Origin of the sequence: Geomicrobium sp. JCM 19055 (genome assembly GCF_000698185.1) — a bacterium.
Lineage (GTDB): Bacteria > Bacillota > Bacilli > Bacillales > Marinococcaceae > Geomicrobium_A > Geomicrobium_A sediminis.
The window spans coordinates 1-25,442 of the sequence record NZ_BAXL01000030.1; the positions used below are offsets into that span (position 1 = coordinate 1).

45 protein-coding genes and 3 pseudogenes are annotated in these 25,442 nt (G+C 41.3%); 41 read left to right on the forward strand and 7 right to left on the reverse strand.

The window, feature by feature from the left end:
• The 6 genes from JCM19055_RS20220 to JCM19055_RS20240 all read right to left on the reverse strand — a co-directional run.
• Positions 1 to 370, reverse strand: a 370-nt coding sequence (locus JCM19055_RS20220) for a tyrosine-type recombinase/integrase (RefSeq protein WP_193745522.1), incomplete at its 3' end; no start/stop codon positions are given.
• 466 nt (positions 371 to 836) lie between these two features.
• Positions 837 to 1,226, reverse strand: coding sequence for a hypothetical protein (locus JCM19055_RS20225; RefSeq protein ID WP_042361039.1), 390 nt, complete (start codon positions 1,224 to 1,226; stop codon positions 837 to 839).
• The gene (locus JCM19055_RS20230; RefSeq protein WP_042361041.1) at positions 1,226 to 1,648 is read right to left on the reverse strand and encodes an ImmA/IrrE family metallo-endopeptidase; all 423 of its coding nucleotides are present in this window, start codon (positions 1,646 to 1,648) and stop codon (positions 1,226 to 1,228) included. Before JCM19055_RS20230 ends, JCM19055_RS20225 begins: the two co-directional genes overlap by 1 nt.
• A 300-nt stretch (positions 1,649 to 1,948) precedes the next feature.
• Positions 1,949 to 2,107 carry a hypothetical protein gene (locus tag JCM19055_RS30615; protein ID WP_265182416.1) on the reverse strand — a complete coding sequence of 53 codons (159 nt, stop codon included), beginning with the start codon at positions 2,105 to 2,107 and terminating at the stop codon, positions 1,949 to 1,951.
• A gap of 41 nt (positions 2,108 to 2,148) precedes the next feature.
• Positions 2,149 to 2,619 carry a DUF5067 domain-containing protein gene (locus JCM19055_RS20235; RefSeq protein ID WP_042361043.1) on the reverse strand — a complete coding sequence of 157 codons (471 nt, stop codon included), beginning with the start codon at positions 2,617 to 2,619 and terminating at the stop codon, positions 2,149 to 2,151.
• 150 nt (positions 2,620 to 2,769) lie between these two features.
• Positions 2,770 to 3,168 (reverse strand): helix-turn-helix domain-containing protein, encoded by a 399-nt coding sequence (locus tag JCM19055_RS20240; protein ID WP_052366606.1) that lies wholly within the window; start codon positions 3,166 to 3,168, stop codon positions 2,770 to 2,772.
• Positions 3,169 to 3,327: 159 nt separating this feature from the next.
• Here JCM19055_RS20240 and JCM19055_RS20245 point away from each other — a divergent pair, with 159 nt between their 5' ends.
• From JCM19055_RS20245 to JCM19055_RS20370, 27 genes and pseudogenes are all read left to right on the forward strand, one after another.
• Positions 3,328 to 3,561 (forward strand): helix-turn-helix transcriptional regulator, encoded by a 234-nt coding sequence (locus JCM19055_RS20245; RefSeq protein ID WP_042361044.1) that lies wholly within the window; start codon positions 3,328 to 3,330, stop codon positions 3,559 to 3,561.
• The gene (locus JCM19055_RS30620; protein ID WP_052366607.1) at positions 3,561 to 4,334 is read left to right on the forward strand and encodes a BRO family protein; all 774 of its coding nucleotides are present in this window, start codon (positions 3,561 to 3,563) and stop codon (positions 4,332 to 4,334) included. Before JCM19055_RS20245 ends, JCM19055_RS30620 begins: the two co-directional genes overlap by 1 nt.
• A gap of 84 nt (positions 4,335 to 4,418) precedes the next feature.
• Positions 4,419 to 4,577: a hypothetical protein gene (locus JCM19055_RS27715; RefSeq protein ID WP_193745523.1), complete on the forward strand. Its 159-nt coding sequence runs from the start codon at positions 4,419 to 4,421 to the stop codon at positions 4,575 to 4,577.
• On the forward strand, positions 4,570 to 4,752 hold the full coding sequence (locus JCM19055_RS20260) for a helix-turn-helix domain-containing protein (protein WP_042361045.1): 183 nt from the start codon (positions 4,570 to 4,572) through the stop codon (positions 4,750 to 4,752). Before JCM19055_RS27715 ends, JCM19055_RS20260 begins: the two co-directional genes overlap by 8 nt.
• Positions 4,753 to 4,822: 70 nt before the next feature.
• Positions 4,823 to 5,128 carry a helix-turn-helix domain-containing protein gene (locus tag JCM19055_RS20265; RefSeq protein WP_265182417.1) on the forward strand — a complete coding sequence of 102 codons (306 nt, stop codon included), beginning with the start codon at positions 4,823 to 4,825 and terminating at the stop codon, positions 5,126 to 5,128.
• Positions 5,129 to 5,418: 290 nt separating this feature from the next.
• The gene (locus JCM19055_RS20275) at positions 5,419 to 5,658 is read left to right on the forward strand and encodes a hypothetical protein (protein WP_042361051.1); all 240 of its coding nucleotides are present in this window, start codon (positions 5,419 to 5,421) and stop codon (positions 5,656 to 5,658) included.
• A 66-nt stretch (positions 5,659 to 5,724) separates the two neighbouring features.
• Positions 5,725 to 5,961, forward strand: coding sequence for a hypothetical protein (locus JCM19055_RS20280; RefSeq protein WP_042361052.1), 237 nt, complete (start codon positions 5,725 to 5,727; stop codon positions 5,959 to 5,961).
• Positions 5,958 to 6,554, forward strand: coding sequence for a YqaJ viral recombinase family protein (locus JCM19055_RS32395; RefSeq protein ID WP_370543249.1), 597 nt, complete (start codon positions 5,958 to 5,960; stop codon positions 6,552 to 6,554). The genes JCM19055_RS20280 and JCM19055_RS32395 overlap by 4 nt, the downstream gene beginning before the upstream one ends.
• Positions 6,526 to 6,822, forward strand: a complete 297-nt coding sequence (locus tag JCM19055_RS32400; RefSeq protein WP_370543250.1) for a hypothetical protein — start codon at positions 6,526 to 6,528, stop codon at positions 6,820 to 6,822. Before JCM19055_RS32395 ends, JCM19055_RS32400 begins: the two co-directional genes overlap by 29 nt.
• A 78-nt stretch (positions 6,823 to 6,900) precedes the next feature.
• Positions 6,901 to 7,790, forward strand: a pseudogene (gene recT, locus JCM19055_RS20290) (recombination protein RecT).
• Between the two features lie 213 nt (positions 7,791 to 8,003).
• Entirely contained in the window at positions 8,004 to 8,177 is a 174-nt protein-coding gene (locus JCM19055_RS25925) for a replication protein (protein WP_193745524.1), read from the forward strand.
• Positions 8,178 to 8,226: 49 nt separating this feature from the next.
• Complete coding sequence (locus JCM19055_RS24855; RefSeq protein WP_052366608.1) at positions 8,227 to 8,835, forward strand: DnaD domain-containing protein; 609 nt, start codon at positions 8,227 to 8,229, stop codon at positions 8,833 to 8,835.
• Positions 8,832 to 9,158, forward strand: a complete 327-nt coding sequence (locus JCM19055_RS20305; protein ID WP_042361054.1) for a hypothetical protein — start codon at positions 8,832 to 8,834, stop codon at positions 9,156 to 9,158. Before JCM19055_RS24855 ends, JCM19055_RS20305 begins: the two co-directional genes overlap by 4 nt.
• Positions 9,151 to 10,449, forward strand: a complete 1,299-nt coding sequence (gene dnaB, locus JCM19055_RS20310; RefSeq protein WP_042361055.1) for a replicative DNA helicase — start codon at positions 9,151 to 9,153, stop codon at positions 10,447 to 10,449. Before JCM19055_RS20305 ends, dnaB begins: the two co-directional genes overlap by 8 nt.
• Position 10,450: 1 nt before the next feature.
• Positions 10,451 to 10,615 carry a hypothetical protein gene (locus JCM19055_RS27720; protein WP_193745525.1) on the forward strand — a complete coding sequence of 55 codons (165 nt, stop codon included), beginning with the start codon at positions 10,451 to 10,453 and terminating at the stop codon, positions 10,613 to 10,615.
• 261 nt (positions 10,616 to 10,876) lie between these two features.
• Complete coding sequence (locus tag JCM19055_RS20320) at positions 10,877 to 11,170, forward strand: hypothetical protein (RefSeq protein WP_042361056.1); 294 nt, start codon at positions 10,877 to 10,879, stop codon at positions 11,168 to 11,170.
• The gene (locus JCM19055_RS20325; RefSeq protein ID WP_042361057.1) at positions 11,171 to 11,551 is read left to right on the forward strand and encodes a hypothetical protein; all 381 of its coding nucleotides are present in this window, start codon (positions 11,171 to 11,173) and stop codon (positions 11,549 to 11,551) included.
• Between the two features lie 242 nt (positions 11,552 to 11,793).
• Positions 11,794 to 11,982, forward strand: a complete 189-nt coding sequence (locus tag JCM19055_RS20330; RefSeq protein WP_042361058.1) for a hypothetical protein — start codon at positions 11,794 to 11,796, stop codon at positions 11,980 to 11,982.
• Positions 11,975 to 12,109, forward strand: coding sequence for a hypothetical protein (locus JCM19055_RS30625; RefSeq protein ID WP_265182418.1), 135 nt, complete (start codon positions 11,975 to 11,977; stop codon positions 12,107 to 12,109). Before JCM19055_RS20330 ends, JCM19055_RS30625 begins: the two co-directional genes overlap by 8 nt.
• 39 nt (positions 12,110 to 12,148) lie before the next feature.
• On the forward strand, positions 12,149 to 12,307 hold the full coding sequence (locus JCM19055_RS32405) for a sporulation protein Cse60 (RefSeq protein ID WP_152550006.1): 159 nt from the start codon (positions 12,149 to 12,151) through the stop codon (positions 12,305 to 12,307).
• A 15-nt stretch (positions 12,308 to 12,322) separates the two neighbouring features.
• Positions 12,323 to 12,736: a YopX family protein gene (locus JCM19055_RS24865; RefSeq protein ID WP_052366610.1), complete on the forward strand. Its 414-nt coding sequence runs from the start codon at positions 12,323 to 12,325 to the stop codon at positions 12,734 to 12,736.
• Positions 12,737 to 12,741: 5 nt separating this feature from the next.
• Positions 12,742 to 13,116: a deaminase gene (locus JCM19055_RS20345; RefSeq protein ID WP_052366611.1), complete on the forward strand. Its 375-nt coding sequence runs from the start codon at positions 12,742 to 12,744 to the stop codon at positions 13,114 to 13,116.
• Positions 13,088 to 13,545: pseudogene (locus tag JCM19055_RS20350) on the forward strand (RusA family crossover junction endodeoxyribonuclease). The gene JCM19055_RS20345 and the pseudogene JCM19055_RS20350 overlap by 29 nt, the downstream one beginning before the upstream one ends.
• Positions 13,542 to 13,787, forward strand: coding sequence for a hypothetical protein (locus JCM19055_RS20355; protein WP_042361059.1), 246 nt, complete (start codon positions 13,542 to 13,544; stop codon positions 13,785 to 13,787). The pseudogene JCM19055_RS20350 and the gene JCM19055_RS20355 overlap by 4 nt, the downstream one beginning before the upstream one ends.
• A gap of 448 nt (positions 13,788 to 14,235) precedes the next feature.
• On the forward strand, positions 14,236 to 14,415 hold the full coding sequence (locus JCM19055_RS20360) for a hypothetical protein (protein WP_042361060.1): 180 nt from the start codon (positions 14,236 to 14,238) through the stop codon (positions 14,413 to 14,415).
• 374 nt (positions 14,416 to 14,789) lie between these two features.
• The gene (locus JCM19055_RS30630) at positions 14,790 to 14,924 is read left to right on the forward strand and encodes a hypothetical protein (RefSeq protein WP_265182419.1); all 135 of its coding nucleotides are present in this window, start codon (positions 14,790 to 14,792) and stop codon (positions 14,922 to 14,924) included.
• A gap of 19 nt (positions 14,925 to 14,943) precedes the next feature.
• Positions 14,944 to 15,465, forward strand: a complete 522-nt coding sequence (locus JCM19055_RS20370) for a sigma factor-like helix-turn-helix DNA-binding protein (RefSeq protein WP_042361063.1) — start codon at positions 14,944 to 14,946, stop codon at positions 15,463 to 15,465.
• A 67-nt stretch (positions 15,466 to 15,532) separates the two neighbouring features.
• Here the strand turns inward: JCM19055_RS20370 and JCM19055_RS20375 are convergent, their stop codons facing one another.
• The gene (locus JCM19055_RS20375) at positions 15,533 to 16,132 is read right to left on the reverse strand and encodes a DUF4393 domain-containing protein (protein WP_042361064.1); all 600 of its coding nucleotides are present in this window, start codon (positions 16,130 to 16,132) and stop codon (positions 15,533 to 15,535) included.
• A 1,414-nt stretch (positions 16,133 to 17,546) separates the two neighbouring features.
• On the opposite strand from JCM19055_RS20375, the gene JCM19055_RS27725 reads away from it, so the two are divergent.
• From JCM19055_RS27725 to JCM19055_RS30640, 14 genes and pseudogenes are all read left to right on the forward strand, one after another.
• A complete protein-coding gene (locus JCM19055_RS27725; RefSeq protein WP_193745527.1) occupies positions 17,547 to 17,705 on the forward strand; it encodes a hypothetical protein in 159 nt (52 codons plus the stop codon).
• Between the two features lie 53 nt (positions 17,706 to 17,758).
• Positions 17,759 to 18,244, forward strand: coding sequence for a terminase small subunit (locus JCM19055_RS20390; RefSeq protein WP_042361069.1), 486 nt, complete (start codon positions 17,759 to 17,761; stop codon positions 18,242 to 18,244).
• Positions 18,234 to 19,497 (forward strand): annotated as a pseudogene (locus JCM19055_RS20395) (PBSX family phage terminase large subunit). Before JCM19055_RS20390 ends, JCM19055_RS20395 begins: the two are co-directional and overlap by 11 nt.
• A gap of 11 nt (positions 19,498 to 19,508) precedes the next feature.
• Positions 19,509 to 20,942 (forward strand): phage portal protein, encoded by a 1,434-nt coding sequence (locus JCM19055_RS20400; RefSeq protein WP_042361070.1) that lies wholly within the window; start codon positions 19,509 to 19,511, stop codon positions 20,940 to 20,942.
• A gap of 83 nt (positions 20,943 to 21,025) precedes the next feature.
• The gene (locus JCM19055_RS20405; protein WP_042361072.1) at positions 21,026 to 21,829 is read left to right on the forward strand and encodes a phage minor head protein; all 804 of its coding nucleotides are present in this window, start codon (positions 21,026 to 21,028) and stop codon (positions 21,827 to 21,829) included.
• Between the two features lie 30 nt (positions 21,830 to 21,859).
• The gene (locus JCM19055_RS20410) at positions 21,860 to 22,165 is read left to right on the forward strand and encodes a hypothetical protein (protein WP_042361073.1); all 306 of its coding nucleotides are present in this window, start codon (positions 21,860 to 21,862) and stop codon (positions 22,163 to 22,165) included.
• A gap of 88 nt (positions 22,166 to 22,253) precedes the next feature.
• A complete protein-coding gene (locus JCM19055_RS20415; protein ID WP_052366612.1) occupies positions 22,254 to 22,883 on the forward strand; it encodes a phage scaffolding protein in 630 nt (209 codons plus the stop codon).
• 13 nt (positions 22,884 to 22,896) lie between these two features.
• The gene (locus JCM19055_RS30635; protein WP_265182420.1) at positions 22,897 to 23,079 is read left to right on the forward strand and encodes a hypothetical protein; all 183 of its coding nucleotides are present in this window, start codon (positions 22,897 to 22,899) and stop codon (positions 23,077 to 23,079) included.
• A gap of 17 nt (positions 23,080 to 23,096) precedes the next feature.
• The gene (locus JCM19055_RS20420; protein WP_265182421.1) at positions 23,097 to 23,873 is read left to right on the forward strand and encodes a major capsid protein; all 777 of its coding nucleotides are present in this window, start codon (positions 23,097 to 23,099) and stop codon (positions 23,871 to 23,873) included.
• A gap of 12 nt (positions 23,874 to 23,885) precedes the next feature.
• Positions 23,886 to 24,098: a hypothetical protein gene (locus JCM19055_RS20425; RefSeq protein ID WP_042361076.1), complete on the forward strand. Its 213-nt coding sequence runs from the start codon at positions 23,886 to 23,888 to the stop codon at positions 24,096 to 24,098.
• Positions 24,098 to 24,322, forward strand: a complete 225-nt coding sequence (locus JCM19055_RS20430; protein ID WP_042361077.1) for a hypothetical protein — start codon at positions 24,098 to 24,100, stop codon at positions 24,320 to 24,322. Before JCM19055_RS20425 ends, JCM19055_RS20430 begins: the two co-directional genes overlap by 1 nt.
• Before the next feature lie 23 nt (positions 24,323 to 24,345).
• On the forward strand, positions 24,346 to 24,600 hold the full coding sequence (locus JCM19055_RS20435) for a phage head-tail connector protein (protein ID WP_052366613.1): 255 nt from the start codon (positions 24,346 to 24,348) through the stop codon (positions 24,598 to 24,600).
• 50 nt (positions 24,601 to 24,650) lie between these two features.
• A complete protein-coding gene (locus JCM19055_RS20440) occupies positions 24,651 to 25,274 on the forward strand; it encodes a hypothetical protein (RefSeq protein WP_265182422.1) in 624 nt (207 codons plus the stop codon).
• Positions 25,274 to 25,432, forward strand: a complete 159-nt coding sequence (locus JCM19055_RS30640; protein ID WP_265182423.1) for a hypothetical protein — start codon at positions 25,274 to 25,276, stop codon at positions 25,430 to 25,432. Before JCM19055_RS20440 ends, JCM19055_RS30640 begins: the two co-directional genes overlap by 1 nt.
• Positions 25,433 to 25,442 lie beyond the last annotated feature (10 nt).

The following is a 25,442-nucleotide window of genomic DNA, read 5'->3' on the forward strand; positions in this document are numbered from 1 at the left end:
CAAACAACCAACCCCAAAATGGGGTCGGATTGGGGTCGATTTTAAAATCAGCCCTTTTTTTTGTGAAAAAAAACTGGCTAAATTTGTCAGCGGCAGTTCGATCAATATCAACAAGAGCATGACCATAAATATCCATGGTCGTACCAATATTGCTGTGCCGTGCTCGCTCACTAATTGACTTCATTGGTAGGTTCTGACTAATCAGGAAAGTTATAGACAGGTGGCGTAAGTCGTGGAATCTAACTTTAGGTAGTTCGTATTTTACGATAAACCGACTCCACCAAGTGGATATACTGTGTGGATTTAAAGGACGTCCATATTCATTACATATAATAAATTCGTTGTCTGGGTATTGCCATTGGTTACGCATCCTCATTTTTTTGCTTCTTATTTTGTTTTACTCTCCTCATTATTTTTTTCCGTTAGCTCGGGAGGAATAGATGCTGTCCCCACAATATGATTCTTAATTTCTTCAATGTTAAACCCTCCACCTTTTCGATCCGTCAAGCCTTGATCAAAGGTTATTGCATTGTCATCTTCCAGAATGTGCCGTGCTTCTAATCCTACTATTTCACCCTCACGTGCAGAGGTAACAAAAGCTATCCAAAAGATGATCTGTTTGTCCTCTGGTTCATTACTGATCGCTTCTATATATGACCAGATTGTGTCATTGGAAAAAGTAAGCTTTGACTTTTTCTTTTCTGGAGCTGGAAGCTGTACTTCCTCAGCTGGATTACTTTTTATAAACCCATAAGATTTTGCACACTTTAACAGGCTATTAAATGCTTTATATGAATTACGAATCGTTGATGCTGATAAAAAACCTTCCTTACCGTCTAATCGTTTACCAGGCTTTTTTTTAAATCCTCAACAAAGTTGATAACGTGAATAGGTTTCAGATCACTAATCTTAATCCTTCCATAAGTAGGTAGGATTCTACGTTCAATGAGATTTATATTTTCTTGCAATGGTCGTGAACGATAGGTTGCAGGTGCATATTTTGTTAACCATTCATTCTTATATAACTCTTCAAGAGTCATTTTCTCTGGCGCTATATAGTGTCCTGACAATATTTCAGCTTCAAATAACGAGAGTAGTTTTTTTGCTTCTGTATCATTTTTCGCTTTGACAGTCTTTCTTTCTCTAATAGGTACACCTTTAGCATCATACCCTATATTAATATTTAACCTATACCTACCTTTTCCTCGCTTTTCAATATTCGCCATTAAGCTGCACCCCTTGATAAGATATATTTTGATTGGATTTGTTGCGCTCTTACTTCTGCATGTGCAAGTGGCACTTGAAAGCGATGCGCCAATTCGTCGACGGTGATTAATGAATCTCGCTTGTACTCATCAATCACTAAGTTAATAGGCATTGAAGCATAGTACGCGAATCGGTTCGCTTGTATCTCCATGAAATCGGCTACGCTTTTAACAGCTTTTCTTTGATCTAAATCGTGTAAATAGAAATGTCCAAGTTCATGAAAAAATGCCCAAACTTTTTCATAAGGTGATAGATTCTTATTTAGAAATATTATCTTAATACCTAATGTTTCTTCTGAACGAGTTCTTCCCTCGGTTACTCTTAAATAAATTCCTAATTTCTCAGCAATTAGTGTGGGGTTAAGGCAACTTATAGATTTCACCTTATTCTCGTGGTATAGGTCGAGAACTATCTGTTCTATTGTTGATATATATATTTTAGACCCCTCCTTGATAAGAATGTATGTTCGGTTTATAGTTAAGAGAGAACGCCGTTCTGGACGGCGTTAATTCAAATTATTTGTTTATGCCTACTATTTCATAAGTCGCGAAGCATCGACAACCGTCATAGTATGGCGGATGATTTACGCCGATTACAGCATTAGATACATCATCTGTATAACCATCTAATTCATTGCACTTTTTGCAAACTCTTTCATCTGATAAAGAGTTACTAGTAAAGCTCATTTTAATTTGTGGGTTTTTTTGCTAACTCTAGTTTGTTTTTTTGCTTTCTCTAACCTTTGTTCATAATCCATCTGATCACCACTTATTCTGTTGTTTCCACTATTTTTTTCAAATGATGCATTGTCGTTAGAAAAAGACCATTCTGATAGTTTCACATGTTCGCCTGGATATAGAAGCTCATATCCAATAACTGAATCTACTGTTGCACCAGCTTAACATTCGTATCGCCCATATCAACAAGTTCAGTTTTATATCCATCTGGAAACATCCCGTTTGCGCCCATTAATGTTTCGACAGTCACATCTGTTTCTTGTTCAGCATTAAATCCTTGCGCCATCCAAGGACTTACAGGTTCGTTACTGTTATTTGTAAAAGACATTTCGATTGCAATAATCTGTATGCCGTCTTCGAAGCTGCTTTCCATTTGTTCTATTTCTTTAATTTCAAAAACATAGTCGCCAGTATCTAAGTAATAATCGCTAACTTCACCAGCATCAGTTGGCTCTTCTTCATTTTGTTCATTATCTAATTCAGTCTCATTATCACTTTCAGCAATTTCTTCATTGTCAGCTGCACTCACGTTTTCCTCCGAAGCATTCGAACCATCTCCGCAAGCCGATAAAACTATAACTGAAATTAGACCAGAAATTAATAAATACTTCTTCAAAATAAAACCCCCATAATAATTTATATCTATATTAATAGTGAAATTAATACCATAATTGGCTGAAAAACCCTTTTAATTGTGTAAAAAGAAATGCGTAATATAGATCGTGTCTAACTTGAAATATCAGATAATTAATAACATGGGAGAAGATCAATCTTCGCCCAATCTATTCCTTGACCGTTTGAATTCCTCGTCACCCTCGTAAGCCTTCTCAACCCGCTCTTTAGCTCTACGAAGTCTACGTAATTCAAACTCTACAACTTCATCAAGTGCCTCTTTTTCTTCAGGTGTGATGTCATCTGCGCCACCGTAGAAGTAGGTTTTTACTTCTTGGTCATTAATAGGCGTTTTATTCGTGTCTTTTCCTAATAGATAGTCGGTGCTGACATCAAAATATTTAGCTATCTTTAATAGCGTTTCATAATCAGGTTCCCTTGATCCGTTTTCATAGCCTGAGTATGTTGTCCTCGGAATCCCTAATCGTTTGGATAACTCGGTTTGACTGATTTTTAATTCAGTGCGTAATTTAGATAATTTATCAGAGAGCATAGCCATACTCCTTATAATGATATGTCTCAAGTATACATGACTCAATAAGAGTCATAAACAATTGACTCAAAAAGAATCAAAAAAAAGTTGACATGACTCAAAATGAGTCTTATACTAAAAACACAGAGACGCAATACGAGTCAATGGGAGGTGTGATGCATGAGAAAATGGTTAGCTGATTTAAGAGATGAAGCAGGTTTCACTCAACAAGAGCTAGCGGATAAGCTTAATATATCTAGAAGTCATCTATCAAGTATTGAAGTTGGGACAAGACTTCCAGGAGGTAGGACAGCTAAGAAATTGGCTGACGAGTTGGGTTTTGATATGAATATTTTTTTTGAAGATAACAGACTCAAATCGAGTCAAAAAAACTACAGCATAGGAGTGATTTGATGAATCAACTAACAAAGATGTTCGAAGGTAATGAACTCACTATGATCAATAGGGATGACGAAGTGATATTCCTACTCAATGATGTATGCAGCATTTTAGGGATCGGTAACTCGAGACACGTAAGGGCAAGGCTAGAAGATGATGTCGTTTCAAACTACCCCATCCAAGATTCACTTGGTAGAACGCAACAAGCAACCTTTATTAACGAAGACGGACTTTACGATGTGATTCTAGACAGTCGTAAACCCGAAGCTAAAGTATTTAGAAAATGGATTACTTCAGAAGTTATTCCTTCCATTAGAAAAACAGGTGGTTATCAGGTTCAGCAACATCCAACAAGCCAACTAGAGATATTACAAGGCGCAATTAACCAAATGGTTGAACAAGACAGGAAATTACAAGAACAAAGTTTACGAATCACCACAGTTGAAAACAAACTCACTCACACATCAGAAGTATTATCGCTTAATCAAGTTGGATGGAGAGAGAAGGCAACTAAGCTTTTGAACAAAATTGCTTTGCAACGGGGCGGTTACAAGGCATATGCAGATGTTCGAAAGGAAAGTTACCAACTCCTAGAAGGCAGAGCGAAATGTAGCCTATCAACTCGATTAACTAATAAACAACGCAAGATGGCACATGAAGGAGTAGCAAAATCTAAGATCGACAAAGTGAACAACATGGATGTTATCGCTGATGATGCTCGATTGATGGAAATTTATCTAGCAGTTGTAAAAGAAATGGCGATCAAGCATGAGGTGGAGGCTTCTTGAACAAACAACAAATCGTTAAACGGTTAAGTGCTATACAAAAGGATGTTACAGACACAATTGACTACAAAAAAAGAACGATATGTGATGAAGCATGAAGAGGGCGGAAGAGAGTGGAGCAGCATTATCACAAGAGAAGCATATTTAGAGCATTGTTTGGAAGTCATCAGTCAGGACCTAATCATGCTAGAGATTGATATTGAAGATTCATATAAGAGTAAGAAAGGAGAGAGTAGCGATGAATAAGAGGACTTGGGACGCCCAGCAGGTGGCGGATTATCTCGGCGTCCATAAAGATTCAGTGTACAAGATGGTACGGAAAGAGGAGATACCTCACTTTCGAGTATTGAGCAGAATTTTCTTTTTAGAGGAAGAGATTGAAGCGTGGATTATGAATCAATCAACAATGAGGGTGGGCTGATGTTCTAATTACATTTTAGTTTGAGCAACAGCTAGCGAGCAATGACAATTCATCATATCTCAAATTGGGGGTGAAAACATTTGTGGGAGCGCAAGAGTTAGGGCAAATATTGAAAAGCGCTCGTATTAACAAAGGTTGGTCACAGATTGTACTTGCTGCAGCTTTAAACATCGATCAAGCCATTGTGTCGCGAGTCGAGACGAGCAAAATGATACCTGATTTTTACACCGCAAGAGAGTGGGCAAGGCAGTTAAATTGCCAAGATGCAGTAATGATTAACTTTTTAGGATCAGATGCACCAATTATTATTCAACAGATGGCAGAAGCCGTAACAGGAGTTGTTGGGTTTATCACAATGATGGGAGTTTTTATATGAGCGAAAAAGCACAAGAACTCTTGCTAGTCGGTCTATTCACCACAGGAATCATCGCGGCGTTAATGGTCGCTCACATCACATTTTAGGAGGGAGAACATGCTTGAAAACGGGATGGTGCTACCTCATAAGTATCTCGATCCGGTGGAGCCAATGGAGATAGGCAATTGCAGTGGATGTGTATACAGCGTCTACGACGGAGAGGATCATTTAGAGTTTGACGACGTGCTGTTACACGATGACTCGACATGTCTTACAAACTATATCAGAGATAAGGCGGAGGTGCGGAAATAATGAGAATGCTAGCGCTCGATAAGCTTAGAAAGCGAGAGTTGACACGCTTTAATACGAGTAAGGATCGCAAGGAAGTTGTGGAGTTTATTAATGTAATGATTGCAGAAAACGGCTACCACTACGGTGCAGCCATCGCATCTTACTACACAGGCTATGACGCTTACACAGTCAAAACCATCTTCAAAATGCAAAAAAAGAGCCGTTTGAGCGGGAACTCAAAACGACTCGGGGGTCTTTAAAACCAAATTATATCTCCATTGTACCGCATCCCCCACGGGCAATCAATGGGAGTAACGGAGGACGTTATGACAGTAAGAGAGTTAATCGCAGAGTTATTGGACTTTGATATGGATGCATCGGTACGCATCCGAATCAACAGCGACAAAGAATATGAATCAACAGAGGTAGAAGAGGTACAAGACTTTATGAATTACGATCAGATCGGAAACCGCGTATTTATAGAAACCACTACGGATTATGTACTCGTTGATGAAACGCACTATGAAGAGTTATTGCAGATTAAGGAGGACCCGACAGCATGACACAAGCCCTTTTAAACACATCAGAATTAAGTCATTCGGAATGGTTAGAGCAACGTAAACGTGGCATCGGAGGTTCGGATGCATCTGCTGTTGCTGGTTTGAATCGTTGGAAATCACCAATTGTCGTTTATATGGAAAAGACCGGGGAGATTAAATCCGAGTCCTCTAACAGCGAAGCTGCATACTGGGGCAATGTGATGGAAGACACAGTGGCAAAAGAGTTTACCCGGCGCACTGGATTAAAAGTAAGACGTCGCAATGCTTTGTTGCAACACGAGGACCACGAATGGATGCTTGCTAACGTTGACCGCATGGTTGTTGGTCGTAATGAAGGGTTAGAGTGCAAGACCGCATCAGAGTACCTTAAAGGCGACTGGGAAGCTGAGGAAATCCCAGCAACATACTTGCTTCAATGTCAGCACTATATGGCAGTGACAGGTGCGGATGCATGGTGGATCGCCGTACTAGTTGGAGGTAACAAGTTTATCTATAAAAAGATTGATCGCGATGAAGAGTTAATTGGTCAGTTGATTCAAATTGAAAAAAAGCTTTTGGGAAGATCATGTGCTTGCTCAAAATCCACCATTACCTGATGGGTCACAAGCTTCTACTGAGTTTCTGAATGCTTTATATAAGAACTCGGAACCTGACTCGGAAACAGAGCTTGAGGATGATGCAGATGAGTTGATTAGCCAATATATGCAGGCAAGTGACGAAGAAAAAGAAGCAAAGAAACGTAAAACTGAGGCTGAAAACATCCTTAAACAAAAACTTGGTGAATACGAGAAGGGCTTTGCAGATCGTCATATTGTTACTTGGAAAGGCGTCACAGCTGAACGCTTTGATAGCAAAAAAATTTAAGGTTGATTATCCAGATCTATTTGATAAATACGCAAAAGCGTCATCATACAGACGTTTCGGCGTTAAGGAGGCTAAATAATGGCTACAAATCAATCAGTAAAAGGTGCTCTCGCAAACAAAAGTAATACAAATCCTGCAAAACAAGAAAACAGCCCGGCAAATACAATTTCTGCTTATCTCAAAAAGATGGGACCAGAGTTCGAACGAGCAATGCCTAAGCATATGGATGCGGATCGATTGGGGAGGATTGCTTTAACTACGATTAGGCAAAACCCCGATTTACTTCAAGCTTCTATTCCATCTTTGATGGGAGCCGTGATGCAAGCTGCACAGCTAGGTCTAGAGCCGGGTTGATTGGTCATTGTTATCTGGTCCCTTTCAATAATAAAAAAACGGGTACAAAAGAGGTTCAATTCATTATGGGTTACAAGGGCATGATTGACCTCGCTCGAAGATCTGGTCATATCAAAAGCATATATGCTCACACAGTCCATGCGAATGATGAGTTTGAGTACGAACTAGGGTTGGAGCCAAAACTCGTCCATAAGCCAGCAACAGGTGATAGAGGGAATATGGAATATGCATATGCAGTAGCGCATTTTGTTGACGGCGGCTACCAATTTGAAGTTTTTAGTCACCACGACATTGAGCAAGTTAAAAAGCGAAGCAAAGCAGGGAATTTTGGTCCTTGGAAAACTGACTACGAGGAAATGGCTAAAAAAACAGTTGTTCGTCGGATGTTTAAATATTTGCCAATCAGCATTGAGATTCAACAGCATGCATCACAAGACGAAACGGTAAGACGTGACATTACCGAAGAAGCTGAAAAGGTAGATAACATTATCGATCTACCAAACTATGAAGATCCCAACAACATTGATGTGCCTGATGAAGAACAAGACGAACAAAAAGACGAAAAGCAGAAGCAACAAGGATCAGCCGAAGAAATCGCCTTAGATTTTAAATGATCTATGAGTACCACGTGCCGATCCCTTACGAGTATTTAGAGATCGCAGAGCATAGCCCAAATAAGAGGAAAACCTTTTCGACGTTCGCTCGTGGCTACATCAAAAGCCAATATCCAGAGTTTGAGTTTATCAGGATCGAAAAGATGAATGCGATTTGTAGGAAAGCTACGGTGGAAGAGTAAAAAGCTTAATAACAGAGGAGGGGGAGGAGGCATGGCAGCTAATCCTCAGGCTGAAAATGGTTATACGAGAGTCGCAAATGAAATTATGGAAGTCGTTCAAGAATACAAGTTTAGCGCTAATGAATTAAAGATCATTCTTTGCATATGGCGCTATACTTACGGCTTTCAAAGGAAAGAGCATAGCATATCATTGTCATTTTTTTGAAAATCACACTGGCATAAATCGAGGAAGACTTAATCAATCCTTAAAATCCTTGATCAATGATCAGGTTATTACGGTTAAAAAAGGCGATGCAAATGCTAGTAATATATACGCATTTAATAAACGATATAGCGATTGGAAAAAGTCGAAATACAACTGTTTTAGTAGTGCACAAACTGATACTAGTGCACAAAACGATACTAGTGTACAAAGTGATACTGCAACTAGTGCACAAAACGATACTAGAACTAGTGCACAATTCGAACCCCAAGAAAGAAAGGTTAAAGAAAAAGAGAAAGAAAGAGACGTAGTAGAGCGCATAGAGAATCCACATGAGTTCTACCAACAGAATTTTGGAATGCTTAGACCTTATGTTTCTGAATCAATTTCTGATTGGTGTGAGTTCTTCTCAGACGAGATTGTAATTGCAGCTTTAAAACTTGGGGTGAAACAGAACGCTAACTCGTTCTCATATGTTGAATCAATCCTAAAGGGTTGGATGAATAAAGGGCTTAAGAATATTGATGACATTCGCGCCCATGAATTAGGCAAGAAAGGTAACTCAAAAGTAACTCAGTTTCCGAAAGCGTCTAGCAGGCAAAACGATCCTAGATTTGCAGCGTTAGATGCATACCGGCAGAAAAGGGGGCTAACGAAGTGACAGAAGAACAAGCACTTTACATCATGGAGTCCATTTCGGACGTTTACCCTCGGTTTGAATTAAGCGAGAAAAAGATCGAATTTATGATTCCGGGTCTGTTGAAGATGGAGTATACCAAGGTCGTTGATAATCTCAAACGGCATGTAGCAGAAAAACCATTTCCGCCGACACTCTCGGAGATCGCTGCTTACCCATCGGCAGAGAACGACACGTTAGCCAAGATGGAGCAGTGGGAGCAAGAAGCGGCGAACGTACCTCAGGAAACAAAAGACCAGTTTCGCAAAGAGCTACAACGGCTCATGAAGGAGAAAGGCAATGAGTGAGTACGTAGAAGCTGAACAGAGCGTAATTGGATCGCTATTTGTTGAACCAGAGCTAATACGTGAAACCACTTTGCAGGATGTTCATTTTTCACAAGTCGCTCATCGAAACATGTATCAAGCAATGCAAAAGCTCGATGAGCAAGGCGTAGAGATTGAACTGGCATCGGTTGCGACAGCACTTGGGGATCGGCTAGAAGAAACAGGCGGAATCATGTACCTCACAGAGTTGGTATCATCCATCGCCACAACCAGCGCATTTAAACACTATGAAACTATGATTTTTGAAGGGTTCAAATTACGAGCGAGTCGCAAGTTAGCGATCAAGTACGCCGAAGACCCAGACAACGAAGCGCTAGACAAGCTCATCAAGCAGCTAGGTGAGGTAAGCGAAACAGGAACAAGGTTGGAAGAGAAAGACCTTAGGTATTGGCTACAGGAGATTTCGGACGACATTAGTTCGCCAGAAGTACAGAACCAAAATGGATTCGCGACAGGCTATAGCGACCTTGATCGAATGACAGGTGGTTTTCAACGGCAGGACCTAATCATTGTTGCGGCGAGACCATCGATGGGTAAAACGGCTTTTGCGCTCAATGTGGGGTCGAATCACTGTCGCGAGAGTCATAGGTCTCGAACTCATCTATTCTCGCTAGAAATGGGCGCCAAATCGCTCCTACACCGTGTTCTGTCGTCAGAGGGTCAAGTCGATGGGCAACGTTGGCGGTCACCGAGTCGTTTTTTTACAGAAATGGACTACGAGAAAGCAACGAGAGCAATAGCAAATGTCCTTGATTGGAACCTAGAAATCTATGAAAACATGAACTCAATTGCAGAGATACGCTCGGCGATCCGTACAGCAGTTAAGAATCACCCAGACGATGATCACCTCGTCATTATCGATTATTTGCAATTGATCCAAGCAGTTGGGAAGTACGAACGTAAGGACTTGGAAGTAGGTGCAATTACACGCGAGTTAAAGCAATTGGCTCGTGAGCTAGATATACCAATCATCGTTTTGTCACAGCTTAGTCGAGGCGTTGAGAGTCGGCAAGATAAGCGACCGATGATGAGTGATTTACGAGAGTCAGGAAACATTGAGCAAGATGCAGACGTCATTGCTTTTCTTTTCAGAGAAGACTACTACGACAAGGAATCCGAGAACCAGAACATCATTGAAATCATTTTATCCAAGCAACGAAATGGTCCAGTAGGCAATGTGGAGTTGGCTTTCATCAAGGAGTACGGGAAGTTTGTGAATCTAGATCGGAGATACGAACAGGGAGGCGATTAACGTGAAAGTTTACGTCACACCAGAAGAGTATGAAAGCGCAGCAGAAATTGGCGTCAGTAAACGCAATGTCTATGACCGAATTAACAGACAGTATTGGGATAAAGAAAGAGCGATTAGCACACCGTTGATTGACCGGTCTAGAGGGAGCAAAAAAAGCATTAGCTGAGTCAAACAACATCAGCGCACCTGCATATTACTACCGGATAAACGTTAAGGGATGGAGCAAGGAAAAGGCAGCAACGACACCGCCAATGAGCAAACAAGAAGTTTCGAAAGTAGCGAGTGAAGCCAGATATAAGAATGTGTGCCCTTTTACAAAACTAGCGAAGGAAAACAACATCCCTATGAACGTTTACAGGCAGAGGGTGGACACTCATCAATGGACAAAGCAAAGAGCAGCGACTGAGCCAGTTAGGAGACGGCGCAAATGACATTAGAGCAACTAGATTTAGTGGACCAGTTAGTGCCTAATCGTAAGTATAAAGGGTTAACGCTTAGTCAACTTGCAATGGCGCACGCTAAATACCGCAAGGATCGCCCCGAGATTGAGATGGAGTGGGAGTTACAAAGCAACTTACCGTATCCGTATCACATGGACGACATAGGGCGCATCATCAAAAACGCTACGGATGTGATGAGGGATAAGGACGTACCGTTCCACATTGTGTGGGAGAGGGATTTGTGGCTGGTAAGGCGAGAGAGACGTGAGGAGGCGGAGTGATTGAACATTAAAAAACCAGTGTTTACTAAGGAGCAGGCGAAAGCGTTCGAACAAGTGAAATCGGATTATAACATCGGGGTTGCTTTGAGTATTCATGCTGACAGTGGCGATCATTGGATTCATGGGCTAGAGTCACTTAACGGTCTCTCTATGGACGATTTTTACGTTGCTATTCGTTGGGGCTATTACGAGGTCGAGCAGACGCCAGAGGAAGAATTTGTTGCTCATTACGAAGAGAATCGTACCTTAAAAGATAGCCATGAAAATAGAAATGGTCATGCAGGAAGTTACTTGGCAGGATACTTGAACGGTATGAAGTATAGCGCTCTTACGTTTAATAAAGTTGAAATATTAGACTCCATCAACAAGGAGGCGGAGTGATGGAGGAAATTTACAGAACTTACAACGAGACAGAGGTAAGTGAGATCGTTGTTAATGTCGAATGCCCTCATTGCGGCGAGGAATGGCAAGAGGAAAACCCTGAGTGTGGAGTAACTTATGAATTAACTTGTACTAACTTTTTTTGACACTTTAGAAGAAGGGTGCGGAAAGAAATTCAAAATGCACTTTGACGCAAGTTGATGAACAACATGACGAAAATGTGAAACAAGGAGGCGGAGTGAGTGAAGTGCGCTGAATGCGAGCACTGGAAACGAATTGATCTTAACGATGGCTTATGCAGCAGAATCCATAAACGGCTTTACATCGAACTACACACTGGTTGGAGTGGCGGAGTTGTTGAATCGATCGAGACGGACGAGGACTTTTATTGTGCTGAGTTTAGTAAAAAGGAGGCGGCGGGCGATGAGTGATAAAGACCGAACAATGGCAAGGGCGCTATTAGCTTGGGGATTAGGATTTGTTGCCGAGCAGGAGGAAAGAGATCAGCGAACCTTAAAAGAGCGTCAGGAGCAAGAGAAAGGAGGCGAAGGGCGATGAATCCGAGTGAACGAGTAGAGTTGTTTTTTTGAGCCTGGCATAGAAAAATTACAAAGCAAAATAAACGAGTTTATTAGAAATTTAGTGTGGTGCGATATTGTGGATATCAAGTACGAAACATGGAGAGATACAGATGAGTCATACATGGCTACTGCAATGGTGATTTATAAGGCTAAACCATTATTAAAAAAAGGATGAAAGGAGCGAAGGGCGATGAGTAGATATAAGTTTCGTGGTAAAGCGACAAGCGTTGAGCGATTAGATGAACTTGAGATATCTCACAAAAACGGTTGGGTGTACGGTAGTCTGATCTGGAATAACGGGAGCCCGTTTATTGTTGGAGATATTGGCGATCATGACGAAGATTTCATACAGCCCGAATGGTGGATGCCTGTTATTCCTGAGTCAGTCGGTCAATACACAGGACTCTGCGACAAGCACGGCACGGAGATCTTCGAGGGGGATGTAATCCAGTATACGTTACCGGATGAGGGAAAAACGAGAACATTAGACGTTAAGTCCGTTAATGGTCAATACCGTACAGATAGATCGACAGTATATGCCGTTCATAGAATCTGTGAAATCATCGGCAACATCTATGAAAACAAGGATTTACTGGAGGCATAAGCAACATGACGTACTGCAAGAAGCTAGTGGTAACAGCAATTATCGCAAAAGAAAACAGAATAGTAAGCGCGGGGAAAAATAACCCAATAAATGAGTGCAACAACACTGACTGTCACGTAGATGGTCATTGCATCAACACCGTACATGCTGAGGCAGCAGCCATCATAAAGGCAGGCAGTAAAGCTAGAGGAGCGACACTGTTTGTATCGCACGAACCATGTTGGCAGTGTCGCAAGATCATCATAGCTGCAGAAATTAAGACGGTGGTTTATTACAATGCGTATCCAAATCCACTCAATGAGCGTTTTGTAGGTGATGTTGAGTGGATACACGAGACTGGGGAGGGATTACATGACTTTGTTCGACCAGTTGGATTCTAAAGCAGAGCAAGAAATCTCCTTCACGATATACGGCGAACCAGTCGCACAAGGCAGACCGAGAGCAGGGCGAGACCATAACGGCAACATACGGATGTACGATCCGCAGAAGAGTCGTGACTTTAAGCAATACGTCAAGTTGGCAGCAGCAGAGCATAGACAGATAAGTTACTGAGTGGCGAACTAGAGCTAGTGGTGGATGTGTACAGGCAAATTCCGAAAAGCCTAGCTAAGTACAAGCGAGTGCTGGCAATAGAGGGAAAGCTCAGACCAATTACAAAGCCTGACGTAGACAATTACGTAAAAGGTATCAAAGATGGGCTGTCAGGCATCATTTGGCAGGACGACAAGCAAGTCGTGAGCATGACGGTGCGTAAGTGGTACAGCGAAGAGCCGAGAGCTGAGATTACAGTTAAGGAGGTAGGGCAGTGAGTGATGATCAAATGTTAAGAGAAGTGCTCGAAAGACGGAGACAATGGGGAAAGACAAGAGACAGTGATTTTGTTTGGCTCGTTGAACGAGCTGAGAAAGCTGAACGGTATAGAGAAGCGCTTGTTAAAGCAAAAGACGCATTACAGGATATTGTGACCGAATTGCGTCCTAGTGACGGTGAAGATGAGTATTTGGGGGAAGCGATAGACACAATCATAGACGTATTGGAGGAATCGGAATGAGCAAACAAGAGTGGGGCGTGTGCATTGAAGGTAATCATGGTGGAAGATTGTCAGAGTTTTTGATAATGAAGATGACGCGGTAGAAAATGCGATTGATCTTTCTGTCGCCCGCAACAACAGATATGAGGCTTTGCCAGTTCATAAGAAAAATAATGACGAAGAGTGAGCAGATCAAGTGGCAGCGTAAGGTGATTCGTGAGGAGTTCCAAGAAGAAGAGGTCAACAAACGTGCTAGAGAAATTGCGGAGAGGGTTTTAGGGTAAAGGTTATCAAAGGAGGTGACCAAAATGGATATTATATGGCTACCTATTCTGATAGCAATGCTGTTACCATTCATTGTTGCATTTATAATTTATGCGGAGAAAACAAAGAAATAAAAAAATAAAAAAAGACCCCTTGCGGAGTCTGTACCCACAGAGATTATACCACATACGCAGGAGGGGTCGCATTGAGTAAAACGGCGGAGATTGATTTGAGCAAAGATGCGGTGCTAATCATAAAGGATGGCAAGTTGACGACAGTGACGCCAAAACCATTCGGGGTAGACGAGGTTATTTGGAGAGACGGGGCAGTCTTTGACGTAAATCGTCAAGAGCGAGTAAGGATCAACGGACAGAGCGAGATTTAAGTCTTAATAGATTTGTAACAAGGTAATGTAATAAATACCCAGAAGGTATGATCGTATGTACCTATGTAAATGGATCTATATGGAGGTGAAAATCTTAGCTTCCACATATCAGTTCTGGGTAGTCATCTGGATTGGCTATGATAGGAAATTTAGAAAGCTGAACATAGTCACGGGCGCAACTGATGTTAGGGATGTTGAGGCGGAGTTTTATGAAAAATTAAGGTTGGAAAAATACAGGGACATTGTAGAAATATCTGAGATAACACGGCGGAGAGAGATTGTAATTGAATAACAGCCTTACGGAAAAACCGCGGGCACTGATTAATGCAGCATAGCTGTGTTAGTTGGTGCTCTTTTTTATTGGGAGGGACGAGATGAAGGAGCAGAAACCTAAGAAGAAGCCACAGAAGCGAAAGGAAACGCACTCAGAAGCGTTTTGGGAGCAGATGATGGGGCAAAACAAGCAAACACTGAAAAGAGGCAAAGGCGGAGCGTACAAAGGCAAATAAGAGCAAAGGGGCGGGTTGGATGTTAGATCTAGTGATCGAGTACAAGCAAAAGCGCAAAGAGTTGGTCAAGTATCGGGAGACATTGCAACGTAAACCTATGGAGACTGAGGCGGAGTGGACGGAGCTAAAAGCCGAGAAAAACGAGCATGAGATCATTGGCGGGATGATCCGAGACTTGGAGTATGCGATTGAGTGGATGGAGACAAGTAGGCGACCAGGTGCAAAGCGAGATATTGAGCGACGATCCGTACACCAACGCACAATTTACATGGAGCCTAGCGCATTAGAGCGATTACGGCATAACATGTCAGAGGACAAACAAATTAGCCAGGCTGACCATTTCCGTATCGATGACGCTTTATCTATGCTTACGGCTAGAGAGCGTGAGGTTTATGTAATGGTCAAGGCAGAGTTGCTCTCGTTGGAACAGGCAGCACAATATTTGGGTGTGAAGAAGGGTACGGTACAAAAGCAGTTAGAACGCGCAGAGTTGAAAGTGAATAGTCAAATTGCTACGAGCCTCTTCTCCTTTGTGGGATGAGGCTCTCTTCGTCTTACGGTTGCCATTTATATTAAAAGGGGTTGATATTAATTTTAACTGAATAGGGTCAAGATAAGCAGATTTTTATAAAATCATTCCCAATAGGAGTTGGTTGAGTTAATCCTTTTCGTATCTCTAATGATTCATCGCCATTTCGCCCAATTTCATGCTTCAATTTCTTATAAATTGAAGTGTTTTTAAACTTATCGTAGAACGTTTCATCGCTTATAAAATTACTGTATGATATATATATTAATCCTAATCTATCGAGGTTTGACATGGATGAAGAGATTAAATTATGATCTGAAACTTTCGGGTTTTGCAAAAATACATTAGTATACCTTGTAATATAGGCTTTGTCTTTTTTAGTAACTCCTCTATATTCACAGATTGGAAATTGATAGACACCTTTAAATAACTTCAAGTTTTGTGCATCTAATGGAGACAATTGTTTTATTAACTCCACAAAAGAAGGGTGAACCAAATCAGATTTTCTGTTGTCAATTGATGCGGAAATAAGACTTGAAAACATCTCTCTTAATTCTTCAGAATCAATGTAGTATTTAGAAGCTTCAATCGCTGGTCCGACTACATGCAGTTTTGGCTCTACTAAATTCTCTTCTGGAATATTCTGTGTTTTATCTTCGATTGATTTTTTTAAATTCAATTAGGTTTTCTTGATGTTTAAACTCTTGTTTTTTTACCCATAAATTGACGTGATTACCTATGCACAATTCCCAAAAGTTTGATAGGGAATTCCCTATCGATTGTGCCGGAGCCGAAAGAGCGTTATCAATGAATTTAGGTACAATGTTAATTTCAGTATTACCCATACATACACCACCTTATAACTAATTATAGGAGGTTTTTAATGTGGAGACAATATATAGTCACCCTTTGTTGACAACTTGGTTTATAATCGTCATAGGGTTCTGGCTAACAGTAGCAGCTAGTCAAATAAATAAAAAAATCAATTTAAAGCTTTTCGTCATACGGTTGCCACATATAAATGAGAGCCATTCTAATAAGCCACAGCGAGGTTGGTCGTTGTAGCTTTTTGGTTTAGTGCTTTTTATAATCAAAGATATTTCTAGTACTTGAGACACGCTTTGCGGGCTTTCTGCTACTCGTTTTTAGTTTATCTATATGTATAACCCCCTCTCTAAGTCCTGTATTTCGACAATTTATGTGGAATTTCTTCATTTTTTTTGGCAAATAGGAGGTATTTTAGCATGGGTGTCGAAGTTGGGAGAGACAAATATTTAGGGGGTTGAAGAATGAGATTTACAGAGGCTTTGAATTTAGAAGAAAACCAAGAAGATGTTGAGTTTTTTTGATGGTTTAGTTCATAAGGATGTCCCCGTATTTATAGACCCGTCAAGATTACAGTTGTTAAATAATGAGTGGTGTCAAGAAGCATATGTAATAGTCGAAACATTTTTTTGAAAGAGTCTTTAATCTTTTTCATGAAGGCTTAGACCAAGAGGCGGAAGCTATTCTTTTAAATGCGAATGAACCTGAGGAGACTCGCTTAGGGTTATCTCATGATTCATCAAAAGGCACTGGATCATCTTCAGAAATGCTTATTAGGATTTTTAGAAATATAAGAGATGAAGGGTTGTTTCGTGAAGGGATAGTTACTAGACCTAGAGATATGAATTTATTTGTAAGGGATTTTAATCTTGACAGAATGTCTGATTTATTAACCAATTTATTAAGAGACAAGCTTTGCGAGTTCACCGAAAATCAGTGTGACTTATACGATATAGAGATGTCTGAGCCGCGGTTTCTTGGGTACGCATGGGACCCAGAAATCTTGAATTGGGTAGAGGTCAACAGGAGGGGGCTGTATGTTAATGGCGAGCAACTTTTGTTGGTTCCGAAAATAATTCTTGCAAGAAATTTCTTAAATGATGTTGGGAGGTTTATCAATTCTACAGTATTTGAATGGAGAAAAAAAAGCACCATTTGGATAACGACACAAATTTAGTTCAAAGAAGATTCCACAAAACTAAAAATCAGTATGTCAATCATCCCCAACAAAAGTGGATTTAAGGGAACACGAAATCAGATCTGAGGAATTGTCTAATAAAGACTATGCAATTAAAATGGTAAGAGAAAAAGAGGATTTAAAAAGAGACTTTGACAGAAGGTTTGAAAATGCTATGGCTGGCGGCGGTAATGAACTTAATGATGATGAAATTGATGAAATTGTAACTAAAAAAGAAGAAGAGGATTAATCTTTAGCCACTCAAATAGAGTGGCTTTTTTTAATGGAGGTTGGTGATATGTAATGAAAATGACAGTGAAGCAAAGGCGTTTTGCTGACGAATATATCATATGCGGTAATGCAGAAGAAGCCGCAAAAACGGCAGGTTATTCTGCGAGGGGTAACACAACAAAGCTACTACAAAATACTACAATTAGAAATTACATCGACGAACGTCTCGCTGAAATAGAAAGCGACAAGGTCGCAAAGCAGGAAGAAATCATGCAATATCTCACAAGGGTTAAGCGCCGTGAAGAGAAGGAATACACCGTTATCACAGTTAAGAAACGAAAAGAGTATTGGAAGCCTGACAGCAACGGCACGATTCGGAAGTTTGTAGAGGAAATCGAGGAGCCAATGACTGTTGGATACCCCGCAAAGTTAGCTGACGCAAACAAAGCCGCCGAGCTTCTAGGAAAACGCTACGCCATGTGGACGGATAAGCAAGAGGTGTCTGTTGAAGGTGCTGTTCAGTTTGTTGATGATATAGGTGATGAGGATGGCGGTTAGAAAGCTTTCTGAGTTTATCCCACCTGCGTTTCGCTCGTTATGGAGAGCTGCGCTAGATCCCGACATTCTGAATGTTGTAGCGAAAGGCGGTCGTGGATCGGGAAAGTCATCAGACATTGCTCACATCATCGTACAATTACTCATGCGATTAGCCGTAAACGGTGTTGGTATCCGTAAGTTTGACAACACAATTGAGCTATCATTGTTTGAGCAGATTAAATGGGCAATTAGCGAGCAAGGAGTGGCGCACTTGTTTAAAGTTAACAAGTCGCCTATGAAGATTACCTATATCCCAAGAGGCAATTATATTGTGTTTCGAGGAGCGCAGGAGCCAGAGCGTATAAAGTCCCTCAAATCGGCAAATTATCCATTTGCAATTGCTTGGATCGAGGAGCTAGCAGAGTTTAAAACAGAAGACGAAGTAACAACCATCACTAACTCACTTTTACGTGGAGAGTTGGGGGATGGTCTTTTTTTATAAGTTTTTCTATTCATATAATCCACCAAAACGGCGTCAAAGCTGGGTGAACAAGAAATATGAGAGTCATAATCAACCAACAAACACGTTTGTGCATCATTCGACTTTTAAGGATAACCCATACATCTCTAAGGATTTCATAGAAGAAGCCGAGGCAACTAGAGAACGGAACCTACTGCGTTATCGATGGGAATACGAGGGTGAAGCAATCGGTAGTGGTGTAGTGCCTTTCAACAACCTTAAATTTGAGCCAATACCTGATGAATTATTCGCAAGTTTTGATAACGACAGAAAAGGTCTAGATTATGGTTATGCAAACGATCCACTCGCTTTTGTTCGTTGGCATTATGACAAGAAGCGTAATGGCATCTATGCAATGGATGAGTTATACGGTGTGAAAATTAGCAACCGAGAGTTAGCGAAAGAATTACACAAGCGAGGCTATCAATCGGATCTGATATATACCGATGTGGAGCCACGAAACAATGATGAGATGAAAAAAAGAACACGGCGTTAAGAGGTTGAAACAAGCCAAAAAAAAGGTGCGGGTAGTGTGGAGTACGGCGAGGAGTGGCTAGACGACCTAGACTTCATTTGGATCGATCCGCAACGTACACCTAACATTGCTCGAGAGTTCGAGAGTATCGACTATGAGACGGACAGGGACGGCAATCCGCGCCCTCGTTTAGAGGATAAAGATAATCACACAATAGACGCCACTCGTTACGCTATGGAAGCTGACATGAGGCAGTCTGCTGTAGAGGTATTAAAGTAAGGAGGTGCAGAATGTATCCAGAGGGATCAACACTTACAGAGGAATATGTAGATATTATCAAGCGTGGCGGAGACGTTGGATTGAGTGAGATGGTGCAGAAGTTAATTGAAGAGCATGATGCTTCTCGCTTTAAGGAGGGAGAGCGTTATTATTTCAATGAAGGGGACATTAAACAACGCCAGAAACAGTATTACAAAGATGGAGAATTGGTGGAGGATGAGTCCAAGGCGAACCACAAGAATGCTCATGGGTGGCATAAGCTACTTGTTGATCAAAAGGTAGCCTACTTAGTATCAAAGCCAATCGTCGTCGAGAGTGAAAGTGATTATTTCATGAAGCGTCTTGATGATTTCTTCGGGGATTTCTTTAATGACATGATAAATGAGTCTGTTAAGAATGCATCTAATAAGGGTGTGGAGTATTGGCATCCTTATATTGATGAAGAGGGCAATCTTGATTACTTGCAAGTGCCACCTGAACAACTCATACCGATCTATGACTATTCAAATCCTAGGCAACCAATGGAAGCAGCGTTAAGGTACTATCAAGTCAGCATTTATGGTGAGAAGGTCATACGTGCGGAGTGGTGGGAAAGAGATAAGGTTACGTATCTAATTAGTGGTGGCGGTACGTTTACGCTTGATCCTAACGAGGAAGTAAACCCAGCGCCTCACTATTACTATGATGAAAGTGGCTATGCATGGGAGAGAGTACCTTTTATTCCGTTCAGGAACAATCAAGAGGAAAAGAGCGACCTCACTTTTTATAAAGACTTGGTAGATGATTACGACCGACTAGCATCGGATGGATCGAACAACTTTGAAGAGATTCAAGAGCTAATCTATGTGTTGAAGGGCTTTGACGGTACAAACCTTAGCGAATTCCTAACAAACCTAAAGCATTACAAGGTGATTAAGACGGATGGCGATGGCGGTGTGGATACCAAAAAAGCTGAGATACCTATGGAATCGTTAGAAACGAAGCTCAACCGTACGCAAGACGATATTGTGGCGTTTGGTATGGGTGTTAATCCTAAGCAGGATGCGTTCGGTTCAAACCCATCTGGTGTATCGTTAAAGTTCTTGTATAGCTTACTGGACATGAAAGCAAGCACAATGGAGCGTAAGTTCACTTCTGCGTTAAAACAATTGGTTTGGTTTATTAAGGAGTATCTAGCAATAGCCGACAACCACACGTTTGAGGAGAAAATCAAATTTACGTTTAATAAGACGATGATTTTCAATGAAAACGAGAGTATCGATAATTCGGTTAAATCGGCTGCGGTCACAAGCCTTGAAACAGCGTTATCGAACCATCCGTGGGTAACAGATGTAGAAGCAGAGAAGAAGAAAATACAAGAAGAAAGGGAGAAGATGAGAGACCCGTATCACGAAGACTTGAATGGTTACACCGATCATGATGAAGGTGATGAGGATGACGGTTAATAGTCGCAGATTGATAGAGCGCTTAGAACGTCTGTCCCGTGGTGCAGAACGAGAGATAGCTAAAAAAACATGCAGATACACTTGTGTTTGTTCGAGACCTTTTAGCTGATCAATACAGGAAATATGAGAATGACGGCGTTCTAACGTTTGAGGTAATGATTAAATATGATCGCTTAGAAAAGTTAGAAAGCGAGATAATTAAGCGAGTTAATAACATGAGTACTAGCGTTCGCAATGATATACACCGTCAATTGGGGAGGCAATACACAGAAACTTATTATCAAACGGCTTTTAATATTGAAAGAGAGACAAGGGCTAGACTTAATTATTCTGCTGTTAAACCTAGCGTAATTCAGGCGTCAACTAATAATTCATTTACAGGACTTACTTTGAACGAAAGATTATCTCGTAATCGTCAAGATTTAGTTTATTCTATACGAGAAAGCATAACTAAAGGGTTACATCAAGGTCAGTCATACTCTCAAATAACCAATGCGATTAAAGGTGATTTAGAGGGTAATGTTGCTAAAGCTCGAAGAATCGTGCGTACTGAGGCGCATAGAGTACGCGAAAAAGCGAGTTATGAAAGTGTAGCTCATGCTGAGGAACAAGGGATAATCATGAAAAAGCAGTGGAATACCGTTGCTGATGAGCGCGTGCGAGATAGACACGAAGGGTTAGATGGAATACGAGTAGGTACTGAAGAAGAATTTGAAATTGATGATTATGCTGCACTTTACCCAGGAGGGTTTGGAGAGCCGGAAATGGACATTAATTGTCGTTGCTTTGTTTCTTACGAAATTGAAGAGATCAAGAAGGTCCAAACAAATGAAGCGGCAGCATCTATGACATATGAAGAATGGAAGTCCGAACGCCTAGCATCTTAGCAGGCGTATTTTTTATGAGGAGTGATTGATTTGAGTAAAGAAATAGAAAAGTACCTCAAACAGATTGCGAACAATACGGGTGAGATCGCAAAGCAATTAAAAGAACAAAATCGTCGTGAGAATAAAGCGAATATCCACCCGGTTGTTGATGGCTCAGATCGTGAATTAGAGCACCACGATCCAACAGAGCAAGAAAAGAAGATACACGACATGGACAACGCAATGCACCAACTACAGAAACTAGGAAAGATGGCAGGAGATTTACAAGAAGTGGAGCGTTCATTAAAAGGTGCAACTCGTAAACAAGACTATAGGCAAAACGCCCGCCAAAGGTAGGCGTATTTTTTATACTTTCGTAGCCATGCGTTAAATGGCTATCCTATCGCGGTCATGCGCGTAAAAACAGTGTAAGGAGATGAAGAACATGAAGCGTAACTTTTTAACAGATTTAGGATTAGAAGCAGAGACAGTCGATAAGATCATGGCGGAGCATGGTAAGACCGTTAATGATTACAAGGAGGATGCGGATAAGGCTAAGAGATTAGAAAAGCAAATTGAAGATAAAGACAATGAGATCACAAAAAGAGATGACCAATTAGAGGAATTGAAGAAGAAATCCACTGGGGACGAGGAACTTCAGAAAGAGATTAATCGTTTAGAAAGCGAGAATGAACAGTCCGCAAAAGACTTCCAAAAGAAGTTGGACGATCAAGCGTTTGATTTTGCAATAGAGAAGGCGTTGAGAGATCAAAAGGTTCATAATCCTAGAGCTGCCAAAGCACTTTTAGATACTGAATCAATCAAGCTGGATGGTCAGAAGTTGCTAGGGTTCGAGGATCAAATCACAGCACTTAAAGAGTCTGATGCTTATTTGTTTGAACAAGAAGACACAACGCCTGCTGGATTAAAAGGGCGCACACCTTACGGCGGAGGGCAACAACCGCCTACGGATAAAAACCCATTCAGCAAGGAGCATTACAACCTTACTGAGCAGGGGCGCTTATTCAAAGAAGATCCAGAGAAATACAAATTATTAAAAGCGCAAGCTAACTAGGAGGAATTTATAAATGGCACAAGTAACACGTATTGGGGATGTAATTCAGCCAGAAATTTTCACGCCATATGTAACGCAAAGAACAATGGAACTCTCAAATGTACTGAATAGCGGGATTGCTACCAATGAGGCAGAGTTTAACGCCTTGGCATCGGGTCCAAGCACCTCGTTAATATGCCTTATTTTAATGATCTGACAGGGCAGTCTCAGACCATGAAAGACGACGGGGCGCTCGATACCAAAAAGATTGGCACAAACAAAGACGTGGCTCGTAAGCACGGTCGTGCAGATGCATGGGCGGCAAACGGACTGTCATCTTTACTGTCCGGTGCTGATCCAATGGGTGCAATCGGAAACCTCGTAACGGATTATTGGGCGCGAGATCGCCAGCGTGTGTTGCTCGCTACACTAAGTGGTGTGTTTGCCTCAGATTCTATGAAAGGAAAGACTCACGACATCACAACGAAAGACGGAGACGCTAAACTCATTAGCGGACGATCTTTCATTGACGCTACTCAGGTGATGGGTGATGCAAAGGACTCTCTGACGGCGCTCGTCATGCACTCAGCAGTTGAAGCGTACCTTGCCAAGCAAGACCTCATTGAATACGTACAGGAATCTAATCAAGGTGTTCGTGTGCCAACGTTCATGAATAAGCGTGTCATTGTAGACGATGCAATGGGTTTTGACACAAATAACGGACAAGCAAATGCGTACCTATTTGGTGCTGGAGCGCTAGCGTGGGGGAATGGATCACACCCTAACATTATTGAGACTGAGGTAGATCGTGATTCTCTTGCTTCTTCTGGTGAAGACTTCTTGATCAACCGTCAAATTTATATGTTGCACCCAAGAGGTATCAAATGGACTGAAAACAGTGTAGAGGATGTATTCCCTACTAATAGCGAACTTGCTAATGGTACTAACTGGGAGCGCGTGTACGATGAAAAAGCAATCCGCATGGTTAACTTCAAATTCAATATTGAGTAGGAGGCGCAAATCATGAAGCAGAACGTATTAGACGCTATTGATGAGCGAATGGAGTACAACTATAAATACGGTCATCAGAGCATACGTAACGATGAACTACGCCGTTTCCGCGAGACTGTTGAGGAGATGGAGGAACCAGAACCACCAGAGCAGCCAGATCCGCCAGATGAGGGTGGGGATGACGAAGAAGATAATGACGGCGGTGATGAAGGTGGTGAAGATTAATGGGTCTAGCAGGATTCCAACGCAAGAGGCGTAAGGAGGCTGAGGAGCGTGCCAAAGCCGAGCAAAGGAACCAAGAAGGACAAAAGGTTAAAACGGAACAAGAAGGCAAAGGGAAGAAAACAGAGGAACAACCCAAAAAGTTCGAAGAAATGACAGTAGCACAGTTGCAAGCCTACGCGGAAGAAAAGAAATTGGCGTACACCAAGAGCATGAAAAAAAGATGAGCTTCTATCATTGGTGAACAGCCATGAATGATAAGCTTCACGAAGAGATCAAGCTATTGGTAGGCTTTGAAGAAGATCCAAGCTTGCAAATTAAGATTGAAAGCGCAATTGATTACGCCATTAATTATTGCAATAACGATTTTAGGGATGGGGACAATCGTTTGTCTTTACCTCCTGCTGTTAAGCTAGGCGTAGCAAAGCTTGTTGAATCCTTTGAACAGACAGCAAATGTATCTAGCGAATCCGTGGGAGGCGAGTTATCCGTCTCCTTTTTTTAGTGCAGACACATTGGCGGTAGCGCACCCTTATTTCAAGCCATTCAGAAAGGTTGGCTGGTAGTGTGGCAAAAGTCACCGTTAAAGACACCAGTAAAAATAAAAAACTAACAGCAGATCTTAATAAACTTGGAGCAAATAAGATCAAAGTTGGTGTTTTTGGTGATGCAGATTCGGAAATGGTCAAGATTGCAGGAGCGCATGAGTTTGGAGTGACAATAACTCCCAAGAGTGGTAAGTATTTGACTATCCCATCTCACCCAAAGGCGAAGGGTAAGAGTGCAGGCGACTTCCATGATTTATTCTTTATCCCGACACAAAAGGGGAATGGTCTATTAGCGAAAGAAAGAGGCAAAGAGAGTTTTGATGTTTATTTTGTATTGGTAAAGTCAGTGACGATTCCTGAACGCTCTTATTTACGGACTGGTTTTGATGAAAACATTGATGACATTATGAAAAAAATAGAAGTGTTTGGAGATCAAGTGATTGCTGGAGGATTAGATACTCAAGCATTTTTGGATATGATCGGCACTGAATTTAAAGGAAAGATACAGCAACACATTAGAAAATTAAATGCACCTAGTAATGCCTCAGTTACTACAGCAACAAAGGGTAGTAGTAATCCACTCGTTGATGAAGGAAACTTGATTCAATCAATAGATTTTAAAATTGAGTGATGCGAATGAAACAGTCACAAGTTAAGCGTATCCTTAGAAAATATGAAATACCGATGTACGTAGAGGGGAAAGAAGAATCTGGTCGCTGGGAGGGTCCTGTATGGATTGAACCTGTTCAGGGTGCAGATATCCCTTTAGCGGCTCGTTCCACCCTGTAAGTGATGATGA